Raw genomic sequence first — 17,275 nt, 5'->3', positions numbered from 1 at the left:
CGACACCGGCCGACGGCGGGGGAACACCCCGCCGTACCACCGTCCGGGGCCCCGCGCGGGGGTCGGGGTCCCGGACGGGCACAATGGCCCGATGCTGATCGGGGAGGCGCGCGCCGCCGCGCGCGAGTGGGTGGCCACGCGCGCCTCGCGGGAACACTGGTTCGCCGGGGCCTACTTCACCGGCTCGACGGTGGGGCTTCCGGACACCGCCGAGGTGCCGCTCGGTTCCGACACCGACGTCATGGTGGTCACCACCGACCCCGAACCCCCGACCAAGCCCGGGAAGTTCATCCACCGGGGCGCGCTGGTCGAGATCAGCCTGGTGGCGTCGGCGGCCCTGGAGAACCCGGAGGCGGTCCTCGGCGACTACCACCTGGCCGGCCCGTTCCGCGCCGACACCCTGATCGCCGACCCCACCGGGCAGTTGGCCCGGCTGCGGGCCACCGTCGCCGAGCGGTTCACCGAACGGGCGTGGGTGCGGCGCCGCTACCGGCACGCGCTGGGTCGCGCCGCGGAGGGGCTCACCCGCTCCGCCGCGCTGCCCGCCGGCCCGACGGCGCCCGACCCCGGCGCCGTGATCGGCTGGCTCTTCCCGACCGGGATCACCACCCACGCGCTGCTCGTCGCGGGGCTGCGCAACCCCACCGTCCGCCTGCGCTATCTCCGGGTGCGCGAACTGCTCGCCGAGCACGGCCTGTCGACCGCCTACCCGCCGCTGCTCGACGCCCTCGGCTGCGCCGAGCTGGACGCCCGGAGCGCCGAGGCCCATCTGGCGCCGCTCACCGACGCGTTCGACGCGGCGTGCGCCGTCTCGGGCACGCCCTTCCCCTTCCGCTCGGACATCAGCCCGGCGGCGCGGCCGATCGCCCTCGACGCCACCCGCGAGCTGATCCGGGCCGGCCGTCAGCGTGAGGTGCTGTTCTGGCTGGTGGCGACGTACGCACGCTGCCAGATGATCCTCGCGGCGGACGCCCCGCCGGAGCGGAGCGAGCGCCACACCCCCGGGTTCGCCGCGCTCCTGGCCGACCTCGGCGTCCCCAGCACGGCCGCCCTCGCGGCCCGCTCCCGGCACACGCTGCGCACGTTCCCCTCCCTGACGGAGACCTGCGAGACCCTGCTGGACGCGCACGCCGGCCCGTGAGGGGGCTGCGGGCCACCGTCGCCGAGCGGTTCACCGAACGGGTCAGCCGTACCCCGCCAGATACCTCCGCGCCGCCGTCGCGATCGCGCCCGCGTCGATGCCGGCGGCGCGCAGCTGCTCGTCCGGGGTCGCCGAGCCCGGCATCGTGTCGACGGCGAGCCGCAGCAGCCGGGGCACCGGCCGGCCGTCGGAGAACGCGTCGAGCACCGCGTCGCCCAGGCCGCCGGCGTGCCGGTGGTCCTCCACGGTGAGCAGGCAGCCCGTCAACTCCGCGGCCTCCCGCAGCGCCGCCGCGTCCACCGGCTTCACCGAGTACAGGTCGACCACGCGCACGGGGACGCCCTCCTCGGCCAGTTCGTCCGCCGCGCGCAGCGCCTCGTGCACGGTCACCCCGGCGGCCACCACGGTCAGCCGGTCCTCGGCCGAGGAGCGCAGCAGCTTGCTGCCGCCCACGGGGAAACGTTCGTCCTCGCCGTAGATCACCGGATCGGCGCCGCGCGAGGTGCGCAGATAGCGCACGCCGCTCTCCTCGGCCATCTCGGCGACCAGTTGGGCCGCCTGGTTGGCGTCGCACGGATAGAGCACCGTCGACTCGTGGAGCGCCCGGAACATCGCCAGGTCCTCAAGACCCATCTGGGAGGGGCCGTCCTCGCCGATCGCCACGCCGGCGTGCGAGCCGGAGACGCAGAGCCCCACGCGGCTCACCGTGGCCATCCGCAGGAAGTCGTGCGCCCGGGTGAGGAACGCGGCGAACGTCGCGGCGAACGGCAGCCAGCCGCGCACCGCCATGCCGACGGCCGTGGCCACCAGCTCCTGCTCGGCGATGTAGCACTCGAAGTAGCGGTCCGGGTGGCGCTTCGCGAAGAACTCCGCGCGGGTCGAGTCGCCCACCTCACCGTCCAACGCCACGACCTCGGGCCTCGCCGCGCCCAGCGCGGCCAGCGCCTCGCCGAACGCGTTCCTGGTCGCGACCTTCTCGCCCACCTCGTAGCGGGGCAGCTCCACCCGCCCGCCGCCGGGCCTCGGCGGCACGGTCGTGGCCTCCGGGCGGCGCACGTCGACCCGCAGGTCGCGCACCCCGCCCAGCTCCTCGACGGCCTCCGCCTCGTCCGGCATCGGCTTGCCGTGCTTGCCCTCCTGGTCGGCGACCGCCGCGACCCCGCGCCCCTTCTGGGTGCGCGCCAGGATCGCGGTGGGCCGGTCGGTGACGCTCGCGGCCTCCCTGTAGGCCGCGTCGATCGCGGCCAGGTCGTGGCCGTCGACCTCGATGGTGTGCCAGTCGAACGCCGCGATCCGCCGGGCGTACGCGTCCAGGTCCCACTCGTGGCGGGTCGGGCCGCGCTGGCCGAGGCGGTTGATGTCGAGGATCGCGGTCAGGCTGGCGAGCCGCTCGTACCCCGCGTGCTCGAACGCCTCCCAGACCGAGCCCTCGGCCAGCTCGCTGTCGCCGGTGAGGACCCACACGCGGGATTCGGCCTCCTGGAGCCGCTGCCCGGCCAGGGCGACCCCGGCGCCGATCGGCAGCCCCTGCCCCAGCGACCCCGTCGCCACGTCCACCCACGGCAGCCGCGGGGTGGGGTGGCCCTCCAGCCGGCTGCCGAGGGTGCGGTAGGTCCCCAGCTCCTCGTCGGTGATCGCGCCGGCCGCCTTGTACGCCGCGTACAGCAGCGGGGAGGCGTGCCCCTTGGAGAGGATCAGCCGGTCGTTGCCCGGGTGGTCGGGCCAGTCGAAGTCGTAGCGCAGATGGCGGGCGAGCAGCACGGCCATCAGGTCGGCCGCCGACATCGAGGAGGTGGGGTGCCCGGAGCCGGCCTTCGAGGTGGCGCGCACCGCGTCCACCCTCAGCTGCTGGCCCAGCTCGGCCAGGTACTGGTCCGCTGACGTCATCTGCGCTGCCTCCCGGGAATCGCCCCTGGTCCTGCGGTCTCCGCCCGAAGCGGCGGCGCCGCCCCCGGCGGGCGGCGGTCCGCACGCGCCCCCGGGTACCCCGGCGCGCGGGCGCGCTAAACGAGCGCCCGCGCGATGCCCCGCGTGCGCTCCGTTCACCCCGGTGCACGGGGCCCGCCGCTGGGGATGTCCCCGGGCGGCCGGTGGCCGCCGTCCGGGACGCCGTCCCGGTACGGCCAGCGCAGCAACGCCCCGAGGCCGCCGGCCGGCAGCCCGTCGCGCGCCACGAACGGGCCCTCCTCGGGGACGGGCCCGGCCACCACGACCACCTCGGCCTCGTGGGCCGCCGCCGAGCGCAGCAGCGCGTCGTCGGCGCGCGCCGGCCGCGGTTCGGGCTCGCCCAGATAGGCCGACTCCGAGCGGCGCGTGGCCAGTTGGTCGGGCTCCGCGCCGACCCACACGTCCCGGTGCAGGTCGGGGCCGTCCAGCCGGACGAGCAGGGTGTCGATCCGGTGCTCGCGGGCCGCGTCGAGCAGGGCGGGGACGCCCTCGACGGCGTCGACCCCGCGCTCGTCGGTGTCGACCCGTCCGGCCAGGAAACGGTCGTACCGCCGCGCGGCCCGCCGTTCACCCAGCGCGGTCCTGGCCTCGGCGACCCGCGCGTCCAGCCGGTCCTCGTCGGCGCCGGGCGCGCGTCCGCCGAACTCGCTCTCGACGGCCGACTCCCGCAACGGCTCCGGGAGTTGCTCGATGACGGAGACGCGTTCCCGGGGCTCGCCCGCGACGACGAGCAGCTCGGCCCCGGCCTCGGACGCGTCGTCCGCCAGGTGCTCGGCGATCAGCCGCGCGTTCTCCTCCCAGGTGTTCTCGACGGCCAGCTGGAAGTGGCGCTCGGACCAGTCGGCCCGTCCGGTGCGGTGGATCGGCCACTCCTGGCCCGCCACTCGTTCCACCGGCCGCGAGCCGCCATGGGTACCCAGGTACCTGATGTCGGCTCCCTCCCGGTCGACGAAGGCCACCAGCGTCGGCGGGCGCCGCTCGCCGTAGTCCAGCATCGGGCCGAGCCGGGGCAGCGGAGCCCAGGCCGTGAGCGGCGGGGAGGGCGGGGGAGAGGTCAGCGGGACGTCGAGGACCACCTCCCCCTCGGTGGCGAAGAGCGCGTGGCCCGCCTCCGCGCGGTCCAGGCCGGCGCAGGCGGCGTGCACCGCCCGGCAGGTCGCCTCGTCGGCGCCCTGCCCGGCGAGCTGGTCGCCCGCCGCGCGGGCCTGGAGCGCGATCTGCTCCTCCGCGTCCGCCGCGACCTGGGAGGTGTTGACGTACGCCGAGGCCCAGGGGCCGGGGCGCTGGAGCAGTGGGCTGAGAAATCCGAGATGCATGATGCCCTCCGTCGGCGGTGCGGGCTCGGTCGGTGCCGCTCAGGCGGCGACCTTGCCGAACTCGCGGAGCATCGCCTCGTCGAAGTGCGGCAGGTCGTCGGGCTTGCGGCTGGTCACCAGCGTGCTGCGGCCGGCGCGGCAGACCTGGACCGGCTCGTCCACCCAGTGGGCGCCGGCGTTGGTCAGGTCGGTCCGCAGGCTCGGCCAGGAGGTCATGGTCCGGTCGGCGACGACATCCGCCTCGATCAGCGTCCACGGGGCGTGGCAGATCGCGGCGACCGGCTTGCCCGCGTCGAAGAAGGAGCGGACGAAGGCCACGGCCTGGCGGTCCACGCGCAGCGCGTCCGGGTTGGCCACGCCGCCCGGCAGCACCAGCGCGTCGAACTCGTCGGGGGAGGTCTCCGCCACCGTGCCGTCCACCGGGAAGGTGTCGGCCTTGTCGAGGTGACGGAATGCCTGCACCTCCCCCCGGCGGGTCGAGATCAGCTGCGGGGTCTCCCCGGTGGCCGCGACCGCCTCCCACGGCTCGGTCAGCTCCACCTGCTCGACACCCTCGTGCGCGGTGAGAAACGCGATACGCATCGTCTGGTCCACCGTTTCCTTCGATCGACGTGTGCGGTCGCCGGTGCGGCGGCCGGCCCCACGCGAGTAACCGGCCGGAGCGCGCGGAAAACACCCGGCGCGCGCCGACGCGTCAATGTGAGCCGCGCGCGTGCCCCCTCGAAGGAGTGGACTCCCCCGCGGAAGGGAGTGTTCCGCCCGTGGGGTCGGTAGCTTCGCCCCGACGTGACGGATGGCTACGGATGGTGACGGATGGGTCGTCCGCGCGGGCCAGCCGCTCCCACCGACCGAACGCTCCGGAGAGCCGATGCCCCAGCCACCCGAGTCGACCGTTCCCACGACAGCCACCGAGCGGGCCGCGCCGACCGCGCGGGTGCCGGCGCCGGGCACCGCGCCCCGCTCGGCGGAGCCGCCGCTGCGGCAGAGCACCGAGATCCAGGGCGACGTGCTCGCCGGCTTCCGCAAGGACCACGTCCATCTGCTGCTGCTCGCGTTCGGCACGCCGGAGGCGGCCAGGGGGTGGCTGGACGGGCTGCGCCACCGGGTCGCCACCACCCGCGAGGTGGCCGACTTCAACCGCCAGTTCAGCCGCGCCAGGCGGGCCCGCTCCGGCGTCGACCCGCAGCGCCAGCGCGCCACCTGGCGCTCGGTCGGGCTCACCCACGCCGGCCTGGAGACGCTGATCGGCGGAGTCCCCTACGCGGACGTGCCCCGGGGCACCACGCGGGAGGCGTTCCTCCAGGGGCCGGCCCGGCGCGCCGCGCTGCTCGGCGACACGGGGGAGAGCGCCCCCGAGCACTGGCTCTTCGGCGCGGACGACCAGTCTCCGGTGCACGCGGTGCTCACCCTCGCCGCCGACGACCCCGAGGACCTGGGGCGCGCGCTGGCGGAGGAGCGCCGGGAGGCCGAGGAGGCCGGGCTGAGCCTCGTCTTCGAGCAGCCGGCCGGCACCCTCGCGGGCAGCCTCCGGGGCCGGGAGCACTTCGGCTTCAAGGACGGCGTCAGCCAGCCCGGCGTGCGGGACTTCGACGAGCCGGACCCGGACGACCCCGATCAGCAGCTGGGCCGGCCCGGCACCCGGATCGTGGCGGCCGGCGAGTTCCTGGTCGGCCACCCCAAGGACCACCGGCTGCCCGACTGGCTGCCCGAGTGGATGCGGGACGGCTCCTTCCAGGTGGTGCGCCGCCTCGCCCAGGACGTTCCCGGCTGGTGGGCCCAGGTGGCCGACGCGGTCGGCGAGTTGCGCGAGCGGGACGCGATTCCGTCGGAGGCCGGCAGCGAGTGGCTGGCCGCCCGGCTGATGGGCCGCTGGCGCTCCGGCGCCCCGCTGACGAAGTACCCGGACGCCGACCCGCACCCCGACCCCGAGACCGACGCCGACAACGACGTCACCTACGGCGATGACCTGCTGGGCCGCGCCGTGCCGCTCTGCTCCCACCTGCGCAAGACCAACCCGCGCGACGGGCTGCTGGCGCGCGTCACCGACCCCGAACCGGTCGCGCTCAAGGGCGCGTTGGACGGCCGCCGGCTGATGCGGCGCGGGGTGCCGTTCGGGGCGCGTTTCGACCCGACCGGCGGCGCGGAGAACGGCCCCGACGCGCCGCGCGGTCTGGTCTTCGTCGCCTACCAGGGCGATCTGGTGGCGCAGTTCGAGTTCGTCCAGCGCTCCTGGGTGGAGGCGGAGAACTTCCCGGAGCGTGATCAGGCGGTGGGCAGGGACGCGGTGATCGGCAGCGGCGGCTCCGCGGCGTTCCCGGTGCGGGGGAGCGAGGAGCAGGTGTCGCTGACGCTGCGCTCGTTCGTGCGGACCGAGGGCACGCTCTACGCGTTCACCCCCTCGCTCACGGCGCTGCGGCTGCTGGCCGCCGGCGAGATCACGGCCGGCGAGCCGCCGGAGGACCGGGAGTTGGCCGCGCCGGTGGTGCTGCGCAGGGGCGAGGTGATCAGCTCGGGCCGGGCCAGGCTGCGCTTCGAGGACGACGCCGACCTGCGGGTGCGCGACGAGCACGAGGAGGTCCTCTGGGAGGCGGGCGAGGCCGGGGGTGAGGCGGGGCGCGCGGAGTTCCTGGAGGACGGGCGGCTGGTCCTGGTGGGTGCGGACGGCGGGGCGCTGTGGTCCACGCCCACCGAGGGGAACCCGGGCGCCGTGCTGGTGGTGGCCGCGGACGGCGAGGCGCGGATCAGGTCGGCCGACGGCGAGGTGCTGTGGCGCACGGGCACGGGCGGCTGAGCCGGCGCCGGGCCCCGGGCGCCGCCCGGGGCCCGGGGCGGTCAGCCCCGCCGCGGCGCCAGCTCGCGCAGCGGCCCCTCCAACTCCCGCTGGTAGAAGTCGAGGAAGGCGTCCGCGTCGGGCCCGGCGTTCATCAGCACCAGCCGGTCGAAGCCGGCGTCGACGAAGGGCTGGGCCACCTCCAGATAGCGGGACACGTCCGAGCCGCAGGCGAAGCTCTCACGGATGTCGCTCTCCCGGACGGTGGTGGTCGCCGCGTCGAAGTTGACCGGGTTGGGCAGTTCGCTCATCACCTTCCAGCCGGTGACCGCCCAGCGGTTGGTGGTCAACGCGGCACGCGCCGCCTCGTGTTCGTCCGCCGCGTAGGAGACCGGCATCTCCACGTAGCGCGGCCCGTCGCCCCCCGCCTCGCGGTAGGCGTTCACCAGCTCGGGCCGCGGCTCGGTGGCGAAGAGCGCCGAGCCGAGCTCCGCGGCGAGCCGCGCCGCGTCCGGGCCGCCGGCCGCGACCGCGAGCGCCGGCGGGGTGGGCGGCAGGTCGAAGATCCTGGCGTCCTCCAGCCGCAGGTGCTCGCCCTCGTAGGAGCGGTACCCGCCCTGCCAGAGGAGGCCGATGATCTCCAGGGCCTCGCGCAGCAGCTGCTGGCGCACCTGCACCGAGTCGGGGAACTCCAGGCCCACGACGTGCTCGTTGAGACGTTCGCCCGAGCCGACGCCGAGGGTGAACCGCCCGTCGGAGAGCAGTGCGAGGGTCGCCGCCGCCTGGGCGATCACCGCCGGGTGGTAGCGCACGGTCGGGCAGGTCACCCCGGTGGCGAGCCCGAGCCGTTCGGTCCTGGCGGCGATGGTGCCGAGCACCGACCAGGCGAAGGGGGAGTGGCCCTGGACGTCGAGCCAGGGGTGGTAGTGGTCGCTGATCTCGGCGAAGTCGAAGCCGGCGCGCTCCGCGAGCACGGCCTGCCGCACCAACTCGTTCGGGCCGAAGGCCTCGGCGGCCAGTTTGTAACCGATCTGCATCGTGCTCCCTGGGCCTGGCGGGTCGGTCCCCCGGACTGGCACGCTGCCAGTCCGGGCGACGGGGCGCGCGTTGACGGGGCCGCCGTCGGTGCGGAGTCCGTCGGATGGCCGACCCGTGGGAGCGGGTGCTGGTTATGTGACCATGACGCGTCCGGGCCTGGTCAGCGAGGGTGAAACGTTTTCCAGGTACACCTCTTGAAGGCATAAGGGGCCTTGAGCGCCTGTCAAAAGAAAAGTGGCGCGACATATTGACGTCATCCCGCCCCCGCGATTAACTCCCACGCAACATCGCCGGAACCGGTTCCGGGACCGGTGTCGGCGCTGCCGCCGAAAGCCCCGCGGCAGCCCCCTGCTCAGCGTGCCGAGGAGCCTCCCCCATGCGTGTCACCATCGCCGATGTCGCCCGCAACGCGGCCGTCAGCAAGACCACGGTCTCGCGCGTGCTCAACGGCAAGGGCGAGGTGGACTCCGGGACGGCGGAACGGGTGCGCACCGTCATCGCCGAGCTGGGCTATGTGCCCTCCGCCCGCGCGGTCGGCCTCGCCCGGGGGAACAGCCGCACGTTGGCCATGCTCGTCCCTTCCCTGACCTGGCCCTGGTCGGCCGAGGTGCTCCAGGGCGTCGCGGACACGCTGGAGGCCGCCGGCTACGGCCTGCTGCTCTTCACCTGCAACCGCGGTGAGGAGTCGATGACCCAGTTCACCAGCCAGGTCTCGGCCCGCGCCTTCGACGGGGTGCTGGTGATCGAGCCGGAGAACACCAGGGGTTCCATCGCCGCCCTCCACCACCAGGGGCTGCCGCTGGTCCTGGTCGACGACCGCGGCCAGGGCGCCGCGTTCCCCTCGGTCTCCACCACCAACCGCGCCGGCGGCGCCTCGGCCGCCCAGCACCTGCTCACCTCCGGGCGCCGCGCACCGCTGGTGGTGACCGGCCCCGCCCACTTCGGCTGCGTGCGGGACCGGCTCGGCGGCTTCGCCGAGGTGCTCACCGAACACGGCGTGGGACAGCCCGCCTCCCGCACCTTCGAGGGCGACTTCACCGTCCGCTGCGGTCAGCGGGTGATCGAGCGCGCGCTCGCCGACGGCCTCGCGTTCGACTCCGTCTTCTGCCACAACGACCTCAGCGCCACCGGCGTGCTGCACGCGCTGCGCGCCGCCGGCCGGCGGGTCCCCGACGACGTGGCCGTCATCGGCTTCGACGACATCCCCATCGCCGCCTACACCGAGCCCTCGCTCACCACCGTCCGCCAGCCCATGCAGGCGATGGGCGAGGCCGCGGCCCGGCGGATGCTCGACCACCTCAGCGGCACCACGGCCCTGCGCCCCGACCCCCTCGTGCTGCCCACCGAACTCGTCATCCGGTCCTCGGCACCCGGCTGACGCCCCCGTTCTCCGCACCGTTCCACCACCCCGTCAAGAGACCACCCTGGGAGCCTTCCGTGAGAGTCCAACCACGAGCCCGCAGAAACCTCGCACTGGCGACCGGAGTCGTACTGTCGCTCTCGCTGCTGGCCGCCTGCTCCGACGCCAACAGCAACCGCGACAACAAGGGCGGCGGCAACGGCGACGGGGTGCTGACCGTCGGGATGCCCAACGGGCCCCAGGCCAACAACAGCAACCCGCTGCTGGAGACCTCGGCCGGCGCCTCGCTCGGCTACCGCGCCATGGTCTACGAGCCGCTGGTGATGACCAACGGCATCGCCCCCGAGGAGGAGGGCAAGCCCTGGCTCGCGGAGGAGTGGTCCTGGAACGAGGAGTACACCGAGCTGGTCCTGACCGTCCGTGAGGGCGCGACCTGGTCCGACGGCGAGACGTTCGACGCCGAGGACGTGGCGTTCACCTTTCAGTTGTTGAAGGATCACGCGGGCCTGAACGCGGGCGCGATCCCGTTCGAGGAGATCACCCAGGACGGCAACCAGGTCACCCTGACCTTCTCGGCCCCTCAGTTCGTCAACCAGGTCAAGATCTACCAGACCTACATCGTTCCCGAACACATATGGTCCGAGGTCGACAACCCGGAGACCTTCGAGAACCAGGACCCCGTGGGCACGGGCCCCTACACCCTCAAGACCTTCACCCCGCAGACGGTCACCCTCACCCGGCGCGACGAGTACTGGCAGGAGCTGCCCGAGGTCGAGGAGCTGCGCTACACGGGCTACAACGACAACAACGCGGCGACCACCGCCCTGGCCAACGGCGAGCTGGAGTGGTCCTACGTCTTCATCCCGAACTTCGAGGACGTCTACCTCTCCCACGACCCGGAGAACCACAACCTCTGGTTCCCCACCGGCCTCGGCATCCACGGACTGTGGATCAACACCGAGCGCGAGCCCTTCGACGACGTGGTGCTGCGTCAGGCGATGAACATGGTCGTCGACCGGCAGGCCATCCACGAGCAGGGCCACGCCGGCGCGTTCCCCGTCGTGGAGAGCCCGACGGGCCTGCCGCTGCCGGCCGGCGACTCCTTCCTGGCGCCCGAGTACCAGGGCGCGACCGTCGAGCGCGACGTCGAGGGCGCCCGCGCCCTGCTGGAGGAGAACGGCTACACCTTCCAGGGCGACACCCTGCGCACGCCCGACGGCGATCCGGTCACCATGACCCTGGTCGACCCGGCCGGCTGGTCGGACTATCTGACCTCGCTGTCGGTGATCTCCGACAATCTGGCGGAGATCGGCATCGACGCGTCCGTCGAGACCGCGACCGTCGACGGCTGGCGCACCTCCGTCGACGCCGGCGGCTTCGACGCCACCCTGCACTGGACCAACGGCGGCGCCACCCCCTACGACGGCTACCAGCACGTGATGGACGACGCGCTGCTCAAGCCGATCGGAGAGGCGTCCCCCGGCGGCAACTTCGGCCGCTTCGCCAGCGAGGACGCCGGTGAGGCCCTGCGCGCCTACGCCGACGCCACGGACGACGCGAGCCGCACCGAGGCCATGGACGAGATCCAGCGCATCTTCGTCGAGGAGGTGCCGATGATCCCGACCGTCGCCTCCCCCGTGGGCGCCGAGTACAGCACGCGCCACTGGGTCGGCTGGCCCTCGGAGGAGGACCCCTACGCTCCGCCGCAGCCCACCCAGCGCAACGCCCTGGAGGTCGTGCTCAACCTGGAGCCCGCCGACGGCTGACGCCCCGGCACCGGAAGGCCACCCAGCCCGCCCGCCCCCGCCGCAACCGACGCCCCGGAAGGCGGGGGCGGGCACCAGCCGACGTACGACAGGAACCCACCGTCATGCCCAAGAGCCCCGATCCCCCCAGCACCACCACCGGCCCGCCGCCGGACGGCGAGGTGGTGCTCGAAGCACGCGCCATCAGCAAGCACTTCGCGGTCCGCCGCACGTTGCGCAACTTCGCCGACCGCAACCGCCCGGTCGTGCACGCGGTGGACGACGTCTCCCTGAAGCTCCGCCGCGGCTCGGTGACCGCGGTGGTGGGCGAGTCCGGCTCGGGCAAGTCCACCATCGCCCGGCTGCTGGCGCAGCTCTACCCGACCACCTCCGGTGAGCTGCTGCTGCACGGCAAGCCCACCAGGGTCGGCCAGGGCCGCGCGTTCCGCGCCTACTGCCGCCAGGTCCAGCTGATCTTCCAGGACCCGTTCGGCTCGCTGAACCCCACGCACACCGTGCGCTACCACCTCACCCGCGCGCTGCGCATCCACGACCGCGCCGGGCGCACCGCCGACGACCTGGAGAAGGCGCTGGCCGCGCTGCTGGAACGGGTCCACCTCACCCCGCCCGAGCGCTATCTCGACTCCTTCCCGCACGAGTTGTCCGGCGGGCAGCGCCAACGCGTCGCCATCGCCCGGGCGATGGCCGCCGACCCGGCCGTGCTGCTGGCCGACGAGCCGGTGTCGATGCTGGACGTCTCCATCCGGCTCGGCATCCTCAACCTGCTGCGCGACCTGAAGGAACGGCTCGACCTCGCCATCCTCTACATCACCCACGACATCGCCTCCGCCCGGTACTTCGCGGACGAGACACTCGTCATGTACGCGGGCCGGATGGTCGAGGGCGGCGACAGCGAGACCGTCACCCAGCGCCCCGCGCACCCCTACACCCAGCTGCTGACCTCCTCCGCGCCCGACCCCGACCGGATCGTCGCCGACGCCAAGGCCAGGGCCGAGGCCGCCACCGACCCGGCCGGCGGCGAGGTCGTCGTCGAGGAGGAGGAGAGCGAGACCGCCGGCGAGCCGCCGAGCCTGATCTCCCCGCCCTCCGGCTGCCGCTTCCACCCGCGCTGCCCCAAGGCGATGGAGCGCTGCGCCAGCGAGGTGCCGCCCCGCTTCGACCTGGCCGACGGCCAGTGGGCGGCCTGCTGGCTCTACGCCGAGGACGCCCCGAAGCAGGCCGCGCCCCAGGAGGCTTCGGCGTGAGGTATCTGATCCAGCGCCTCGGCTTCTACCTCTTCACCGCCTGGGCCGCCATCACCATCAACTTCTTCATCCCCCGGATGATGCCGGGCGACCCGGTGCAGTCCCTGATCACCCGCTACCAGGGCCAGTTGGACAGCAAGGCGATCGACTCGCTGCGCACCCTCTTCGGCCTGGACAACGAGGCGTCCGTCTGGCGGCAGTACCTCGACTACTGGGGCAACCTGCTCGACGGCGACCTGGGGACCTCGTTCACCTACTTCCCCACCGGGGTCTCCGAGATCATCAGCCAGAGCCTCCCGTGGACGCTGGGACTGATGGGCCTGACGACGGTCCTCAGCTTCCTGCTGGGCACCGCGATCGGCGTCTACGCCGGCTGGAAGCGCGGCTCGTGGGTGGACAACATGCTGCCCGTCACCACGTTCCTGTCGGCCATCCCGTACTTCTGGCTCGGGCTCATCGCCATCGCGCTGTTCGCCGTGCAGTGGTCGATCTTCCCGGCCTCCGGCGGCTACGACAACAGCCTGGTGCCGGCCTTCGACTGGCCGTTCATCTCCAGCACCATCTACCACGGCACGCTGCCCGCCCTGACCATCATCGTCAGCGCCATCGCCGGCTGGATCCTGGGGATGCGGAACATGATGGTCTCCGTCTCGGCCGAGGACTACGTGCTGGTCGCCCAGGCCAAGGGGCTGCCCGAGCGGCGCGTGATGTTCTCCTACGCCGCCAGGAACGCGATCCTGCCGAGCATCTCCAACTTCGCGCTCTCGCTGGGCTTCATCGTGGGCGGCACGCTGCTCGTCGAGATGGTCTTCTCCTATCCCGGCATCGGCTACATCCTCTTCCAGGGCGTCGGCGCCAAGGACTACCCGCTGATGCAGGGCGTCTTCCTGATCATCACCCTGGCCGTGTTGGCCGCCAACCTGGTGGCCGACCTCATCTATCTGCTGCTCGACCCCCGAACCCGAAGGGAGGCGTGACGGTCATGGCGCTCCAGGCAACCGAATCGGCCGTCGTCGCCGCGGCCGAGACCGACGCGGCCCCGCGCCGCGACCGGCTGCGCTTCCTGCGCAACGGCAAGACGATCGTCGGCCTGTCCATCCTCGGGGTCTTCGTGCTCCTGGGCATCTTCGGCGAGATGCTGGCCCCCTACGACCCCTCGGCGCGCGGAGAGGAGATCATGGCCTCGCCGTCGTGGGACCACCCCTTCGGCACCACCCAGACCGGGCAGGACATCTTCTCCCAGATCCTGGTGGGCACCAGGGGCGTGCTGGTGGTGGGCTTCGTCGCCGCGATCCTGGCCACGGTGCTGGGCGTGCTCATCGGGGTGACCGCCGGCTATCTCGGCGGCTTCGGCGACGACGCGCTCTCCTCGTTGAGCAACATCTTCCTGGTCATCCCCGGGCTGCCGCTGATCATCATCATCACCAGCTTCCTGCCCGAGACCAACGACCTGACCATAGCGGCCGTGATCGGCCTGACCTCCTGGGCCTGGGGCGCGCGGGTGCTGCGGGCGCAGACGCTCTCGCTGCGCGGGCGCGACTACGTCCAGGCCGCACGCGCCACCGGCGAGTCGACGTGGCGGATCATCGTCTTCGAACTGCTGCCGAACCTGACGCCGGTCATCGCCACCGGCTTCATCGGCACGGTCATCTTCGCGGTGCTCTCCAACATCACCCTCGCCTTCATAGGGATCGCCGACATCTCCGAGTGGAACTGGGGCACGGTCCTGTTCTGGGCGCAGAGCAACCAGGCCCTGGCACAGGACGCCTGGTGGTGGTTCGTCCCCGCCGGGCTGTGTATCGCGCTGCTCGGCACCTCGCTGGCGCTGATCAACTACGGCATCGACGAGTTCATCAACCCCAGGCTGCGCAACGACAAGGCGGACCGCTCCGTGCGGATGCGCGTCGGCTTCACCCCGGTGCTGCGCGACCAGCCGGTGACGGCGGTCGCCCGCGACGCCGCCGCCGCGGTGCCGGCGCAGGCACGGCCGGCCCCGGACGAGACGGTCCCGGACGAGCCGGCCCCGGACGAGTCGACAAAGGCCGCTCCGGACCGTTCTCCCCGGAAGGACAACCCGGCATGACCAGCACCCCACCCGTCCTGGAGATCTCAGGGCTGAACGTCAACTACGGGCTGGGCGCGAAGGCCGTGCACGCGGTGCGCGACATCAACCTCACCCTGCACCGCGGCGAGGTGCTCGGCCTGGCCGGCGAGTCCGGCTCCGGCAAGTCGACGCTGGCCTACGCCGTCACCCGGCTGCTCTCCCCACCCGGCGTGATCACCGGGGGAGAGGTCACCTACCACCCGCGCGAGGGTGCCTCCCTCGACATCCTGGACCTGGAGCCCGAGCAGCTGCGGGCGTTCCGCTGGTCCGAGATCTCGCTGGTCTTCCAGGGCGCGATGAACTCGCTCAACCCGGTGCACACCGTCCGCTCCCAGCTCACCGACGTGCTCAGGGCACACCGCCCCGACATGACGGCGGCCGAACGCCAGGAGCGCGCGGCCTCGTTGCTCTCCCTGGTCGGCATCTCGGCCGACCGGCTCGGCAGCTACCCGCACCAGCTGTCGGGCGGGATGCGGCAGCGCGTGATGATCGCCATGGCGCTCGCCCTGGACCCCGAGATCGTCATCCTCGACGAGCCCACCACCGCGCTGGACGTGGTGATGCAGCGCCAGATCCTCAAGCAGCTGACGCGGCTCCGCAACGAGCTGGACTTCTCCGTGGTCTTCATCACCCACGACATCTCGCTGCTGATCGAGTTCTCCGACCGGATCGCGATCATGTATGGGGGCCGGATCGTGGAGGAGGCGGCGGCCAAGGAGATCTACCAGGCCGCCCACCACCCCTACAGCCACGGCCTGTTGCACTCCTTCCCCGCGCTCCACGGGCCGCGCAGGGAACTCACCGGCATCCCCGGATCGCCCCCCGACCTGACGGCGATGCCTCCGGGCTGCGCTTTCCACCCGCGCTGCCCCAAGGCGTTCGAGCCCTGCGACCAGCGGGTGCCGACGCTGGCACCGGTTCCGCTGGACGAGGGCCGCACCGTCGCCTGCTGGCTGCACGCCGACCACTGAGCTGCACGCCGACCACTGACAGGAGTGACCACGAGCACCATGACGATCCACGCCACCACGACCACACCCCTCGGCGCGCCCCGCGCCTTCCCCGAGCTGGCGGAGAACTTCACCTGGGGCGTCGCCACCTCCGCCTACCAGATCGAGGGCGCCACCGGAGCCGACGGCCGCACCGACTCCATCTGGGACACCTTCTGCCGCGTGCCGGGCGCCGTCGCGGGCGCCGAGAACGGCGACACCGCCTGCGACCACTACCGGCTGATGCCCGAGGACGTGAAGCTGATCGCCGGCCTCGGCGTGGACAGCTACCGCTTCTCGCTGGCCTGGCCCCGCATCCAGCCGGGCGGCAGGGGACCGGTCAACGCCAAGGGCATCGCGTTCTACGACCGGCTGGTCGACACCCTGCTGGAGCACGGCATCACGCCCTGGGCGACCCTCTACCACTGGGATCTGCCCCAGGAGCTGGAGGACGCCGGCGGCTGGCCGGAGCGGGACACCGCCCACCGCTTCGCCGAGTACGCGGAGCTGACCTACCGCGCGCTGGGCGACCGGGTGGTCAACTGGACGACGCTGAACGAACCCTGGTGCTCGGCGATGCTCGGCTACCACGAGGGCGTCCACGCCCCGGGGCGGAAGGACTTCTCCGACGCCCTGCACGCCGCCCACCACCTGCTGCTCGGCCACGGCATGGCCGCCCAGCGGATGCGGGCGGCGGCGGCCGAGGCCGGCGACGAGCTGAACCTGGGCATCGTGCTCAACCTCGGCCACGGCTCCCCGGCCAGCGACAGCGAGCAGGACCGCGAGGCGGCCCGCCGCGCCGACGCCCTGGGCTCCCGGCTCTACCTGGACGCCCTGGTGCACGGCCGCTACCCGGAGGACCTGCTGGCCGAGCTGCCCTCCGCCGGCGTCACCCTGCCGGTGCGCGACGGCGACATGGCCACCATCGCCCAGCCGCTGGACCTGCTCGGCGTCAACTACTACACCAGCCACCAGTTCAGCGGCACCGACGAGCACGGCGCGACCACGGACGAACGGGGCCTGCCGGTCGTGCGCACCGTGCCGTTCGGGCTGCCGCGCACCGCCATGGACTGGGAGATCGTGCCCGCCGGACTCACCAAGCTGCTGCTGCGCCTAGACCGCGAGTACGGGGTGCCGCTGGTGATCACGGAGAACGGCGCCGCCTTCGACGACACCGTCGCGGCGGACGGCGAGGTGCGCGACGAGGACCGCGTCGCCTATCTCGCCGGCCATCTGGCGGCCGTCGCCGAGGCCAGGGCCCAGGGGGCCGACGTGCGCGGCTATTTTTCCTGGTCTCTCTTCGACAATTTCGAATGGGCTTTCGGGTACGACAAGCGGTTCGGCATCGTGCGGGTGGACTACGACACCCAGCGGCGCACCGTCAAGGAGAGCGGCGCCTGGTACCGGGACACCGTGCGGCTCACCCGCGGAGGCTAGTGCCCGACACGGCACCCTGGCCCGACGGGCACCGTGCCCCGTTCCGCGTTCAGCCCCGCCGCTCCGAGCGGTCCTCGCCCCAGAGCGTGTGGAAGTCGCCCTCCCGGTCGACCCGCCGGTAGGTGTGCGCCCCGAAGAAGTCGCGCTGCCCCTGGATCAGCGC

14 protein-coding genes are annotated in these 17,275 nt (G+C 73.0%); 9 read left to right on the top strand and 5 right to left on the bottom strand.

Annotated elements, in window-relative coordinates:
• Positions 1-91: 91 nt before the first annotated feature.
• Positions 92-1,141, top strand: coding sequence for a hypothetical protein (locus tag FH715_RS22400; protein WP_139648185.1), 1,050 nt, complete (start codon positions 92-94; stop codon positions 1,139-1,141).
• A 42-nt stretch (positions 1,142-1,183) separates the two neighbouring features.
• Here FH715_RS22400 and FH715_RS22395 read toward each other — a convergent pair whose 3' ends face one another.
• From FH715_RS22395 to FH715_RS22385, 3 genes are all read right to left on the bottom strand, one after another.
• A complete protein-coding gene (locus FH715_RS22395; protein ID WP_139648182.1) occupies positions 1,184-3,028 on the bottom strand; it encodes a transketolase in 1,845 nt (614 codons plus the stop codon).
• A gap of 155 nt (positions 3,029-3,183) precedes the next feature.
• Positions 3,184-4,404: a baeRF2 domain-containing protein gene (locus FH715_RS22390; protein ID WP_139648180.1), complete on the bottom strand. Its 1,221-nt coding sequence runs from the start codon at positions 4,402-4,404 to the stop codon at positions 3,184-3,186.
• A 39-nt stretch (positions 4,405-4,443) separates the two neighbouring features.
• Complete coding sequence (locus tag FH715_RS22385) at positions 4,444-4,986, bottom strand: type 1 glutamine amidotransferase domain-containing protein (RefSeq protein ID WP_139648178.1); 543 nt, start codon at positions 4,984-4,986, stop codon at positions 4,444-4,446.
• Between the two features lie 286 nt (positions 4,987-5,272).
• Here FH715_RS22385 and FH715_RS22380 point away from each other — a divergent pair, with 286 nt between their 5' ends.
• On the top strand, positions 5,273-7,195 hold the full coding sequence (locus FH715_RS22380; protein ID WP_139648176.1) for a Dyp-type peroxidase: 1,923 nt from the start codon (positions 5,273-5,275) through the stop codon (positions 7,193-7,195).
• 41 nt (positions 7,196-7,236) lie between these two features.
• Here the strand turns inward: FH715_RS22380 and FH715_RS22375 are convergent, their stop codons facing one another.
• Positions 7,237-8,211, bottom strand: coding sequence for a TIGR03557 family F420-dependent LLM class oxidoreductase (locus tag FH715_RS22375; protein ID WP_139648174.1), 975 nt, complete (start codon positions 8,209-8,211; stop codon positions 7,237-7,239).
• A 377-nt stretch (positions 8,212-8,588) separates the two neighbouring features.
• Between FH715_RS22375 and FH715_RS22370 the strand changes: the two genes are divergently transcribed.
• The 7 genes from FH715_RS22370 to FH715_RS22340 all read left to right on the top strand — a co-directional run bounded on the left by FH715_RS22370 (position 8,589) and on the right by FH715_RS22340 (position 17,112).
• Entirely contained in the window at positions 8,589-9,590 is a 1,002-nt protein-coding gene (locus FH715_RS22370; protein ID WP_139648172.1) for a LacI family DNA-binding transcriptional regulator, read from the top strand.
• A 59-nt stretch (positions 9,591-9,649) separates the two neighbouring features.
• On the top strand, positions 9,650-11,338 hold the full coding sequence (locus FH715_RS22365; protein ID WP_139648170.1) for an ABC transporter substrate-binding protein: 1,689 nt from the start codon (positions 9,650-9,652) through the stop codon (positions 11,336-11,338).
• A gap of 104 nt (positions 11,339-11,442) precedes the next feature.
• Positions 11,443-12,582: an ABC transporter ATP-binding protein gene (locus FH715_RS22360; protein WP_139648168.1), complete on the top strand. Its 1,140-nt coding sequence runs from the start codon at positions 11,443-11,445 to the stop codon at positions 12,580-12,582.
• Positions 12,579-13,559: an ABC transporter permease gene (locus FH715_RS22355; RefSeq protein ID WP_139648165.1), complete on the top strand. Its 981-nt coding sequence runs from the start codon at positions 12,579-12,581 to the stop codon at positions 13,557-13,559. The genes FH715_RS22360 and FH715_RS22355 overlap by 4 nt, the downstream gene beginning before the upstream one ends.
• A gap of 5 nt (positions 13,560-13,564) precedes the next feature.
• Positions 13,565-14,665 (top strand): ABC transporter permease, encoded by a 1,101-nt coding sequence (locus FH715_RS22350; RefSeq protein ID WP_139648163.1) that lies wholly within the window; start codon positions 13,565-13,567, stop codon positions 14,663-14,665.
• On the top strand, positions 14,662-15,657 hold the full coding sequence (locus FH715_RS22345; protein WP_139648161.1) for an ABC transporter ATP-binding protein: 996 nt from the start codon (positions 14,662-14,664) through the stop codon (positions 15,655-15,657). Before FH715_RS22350 ends, FH715_RS22345 begins: the two co-directional genes overlap by 4 nt.
• A gap of 39 nt (positions 15,658-15,696) precedes the next feature.
• Positions 15,697-17,112, top strand: coding sequence for a GH1 family beta-glucosidase (locus tag FH715_RS22340; RefSeq protein ID WP_139648339.1), 1,416 nt, complete (start codon positions 15,697-15,699; stop codon positions 17,110-17,112).
• Positions 17,113-17,161: 49 nt separating this feature from the next.
• On the opposite strand, the gene FH715_RS22335 is transcribed toward FH715_RS22340, so the two are convergent.
• Positions 17,162-17,275: hypothetical protein (locus FH715_RS22335; RefSeq protein ID WP_139648159.1), on the bottom strand; the 114-nt coding region annotated here is incomplete at its 5' end.

This window comes from Streptomyces sedi (assembly GCF_006335015.1).
GTDB lineage: Bacteria > Actinomycetota > Actinomycetes > Streptomycetales > Streptomycetaceae > Streptomyces > Streptomyces sedi.
This window is presented reverse-complemented; position numbering and strand designations above follow the sequence as displayed.

What these genes read in the sequence shown, in the direction of transcription:
- FH715_RS22400 (WP_139648185.1), top strand. Translation starts at nt 92, where the DNA reads ATGCTGATCGGGGAGGCGCGCGCCGCCGCGCGCGAGTGGGTGGCCACG.
- FH715_RS22395 (WP_139648182.1), bottom strand. Translation starts at nt 3,028, where the DNA reads ATGACGTCAGCGGACCAGTACCTGGCCGAGCTGGGCCAGCAGCTGAGG.
- FH715_RS22390 (WP_139648180.1), bottom strand. Translation starts at nt 4,404, where the DNA reads ATGCATCTCGGATTTCTCAGCCCACTGCTCCAGCGCCCCGGCCCCTGG.
- FH715_RS22385 (WP_139648178.1), bottom strand. Translation starts at nt 4,986, where the DNA reads ATGCGTATCGCGTTTCTCACCGCGCACGAGGGTGTCGAGCAGGTGGAG.
- FH715_RS22380 (WP_139648176.1), top strand. Translation starts at nt 5,273, where the DNA reads ATGCCCCAGCCACCCGAGTCGACCGTTCCCACGACAGCCACCGAGCGG.
- FH715_RS22375 (WP_139648174.1), bottom strand. Translation starts at nt 8,211, where the DNA reads ATGCAGATCGGTTACAAACTGGCCGCCGAGGCCTTCGGCCCGAACGAG.
- FH715_RS22370 (WP_139648172.1), top strand. Translation starts at nt 8,589, where the DNA reads ATGCGTGTCACCATCGCCGATGTCGCCCGCAACGCGGCCGTCAGCAAG.
- FH715_RS22360 (WP_139648168.1), top strand. Translation starts at nt 11,443, where the DNA reads ATGCCCAAGAGCCCCGATCCCCCCAGCACCACCACCGGCCCGCCGCCG.
- FH715_RS22350 (WP_139648163.1), top strand. Translation starts at nt 13,565, where the DNA reads ATGGCGCTCCAGGCAACCGAATCGGCCGTCGTCGCCGCGGCCGAGACC.
- FH715_RS22345 (WP_139648161.1), top strand. Translation starts at nt 14,662, where the DNA reads ATGACCAGCACCCCACCCGTCCTGGAGATCTCAGGGCTGAACGTCAAC.
- FH715_RS22340 (WP_139648339.1), top strand. Translation starts at nt 15,697, where the DNA reads ATGACGATCCACGCCACCACGACCACACCCCTCGGCGCGCCCCGCGCC.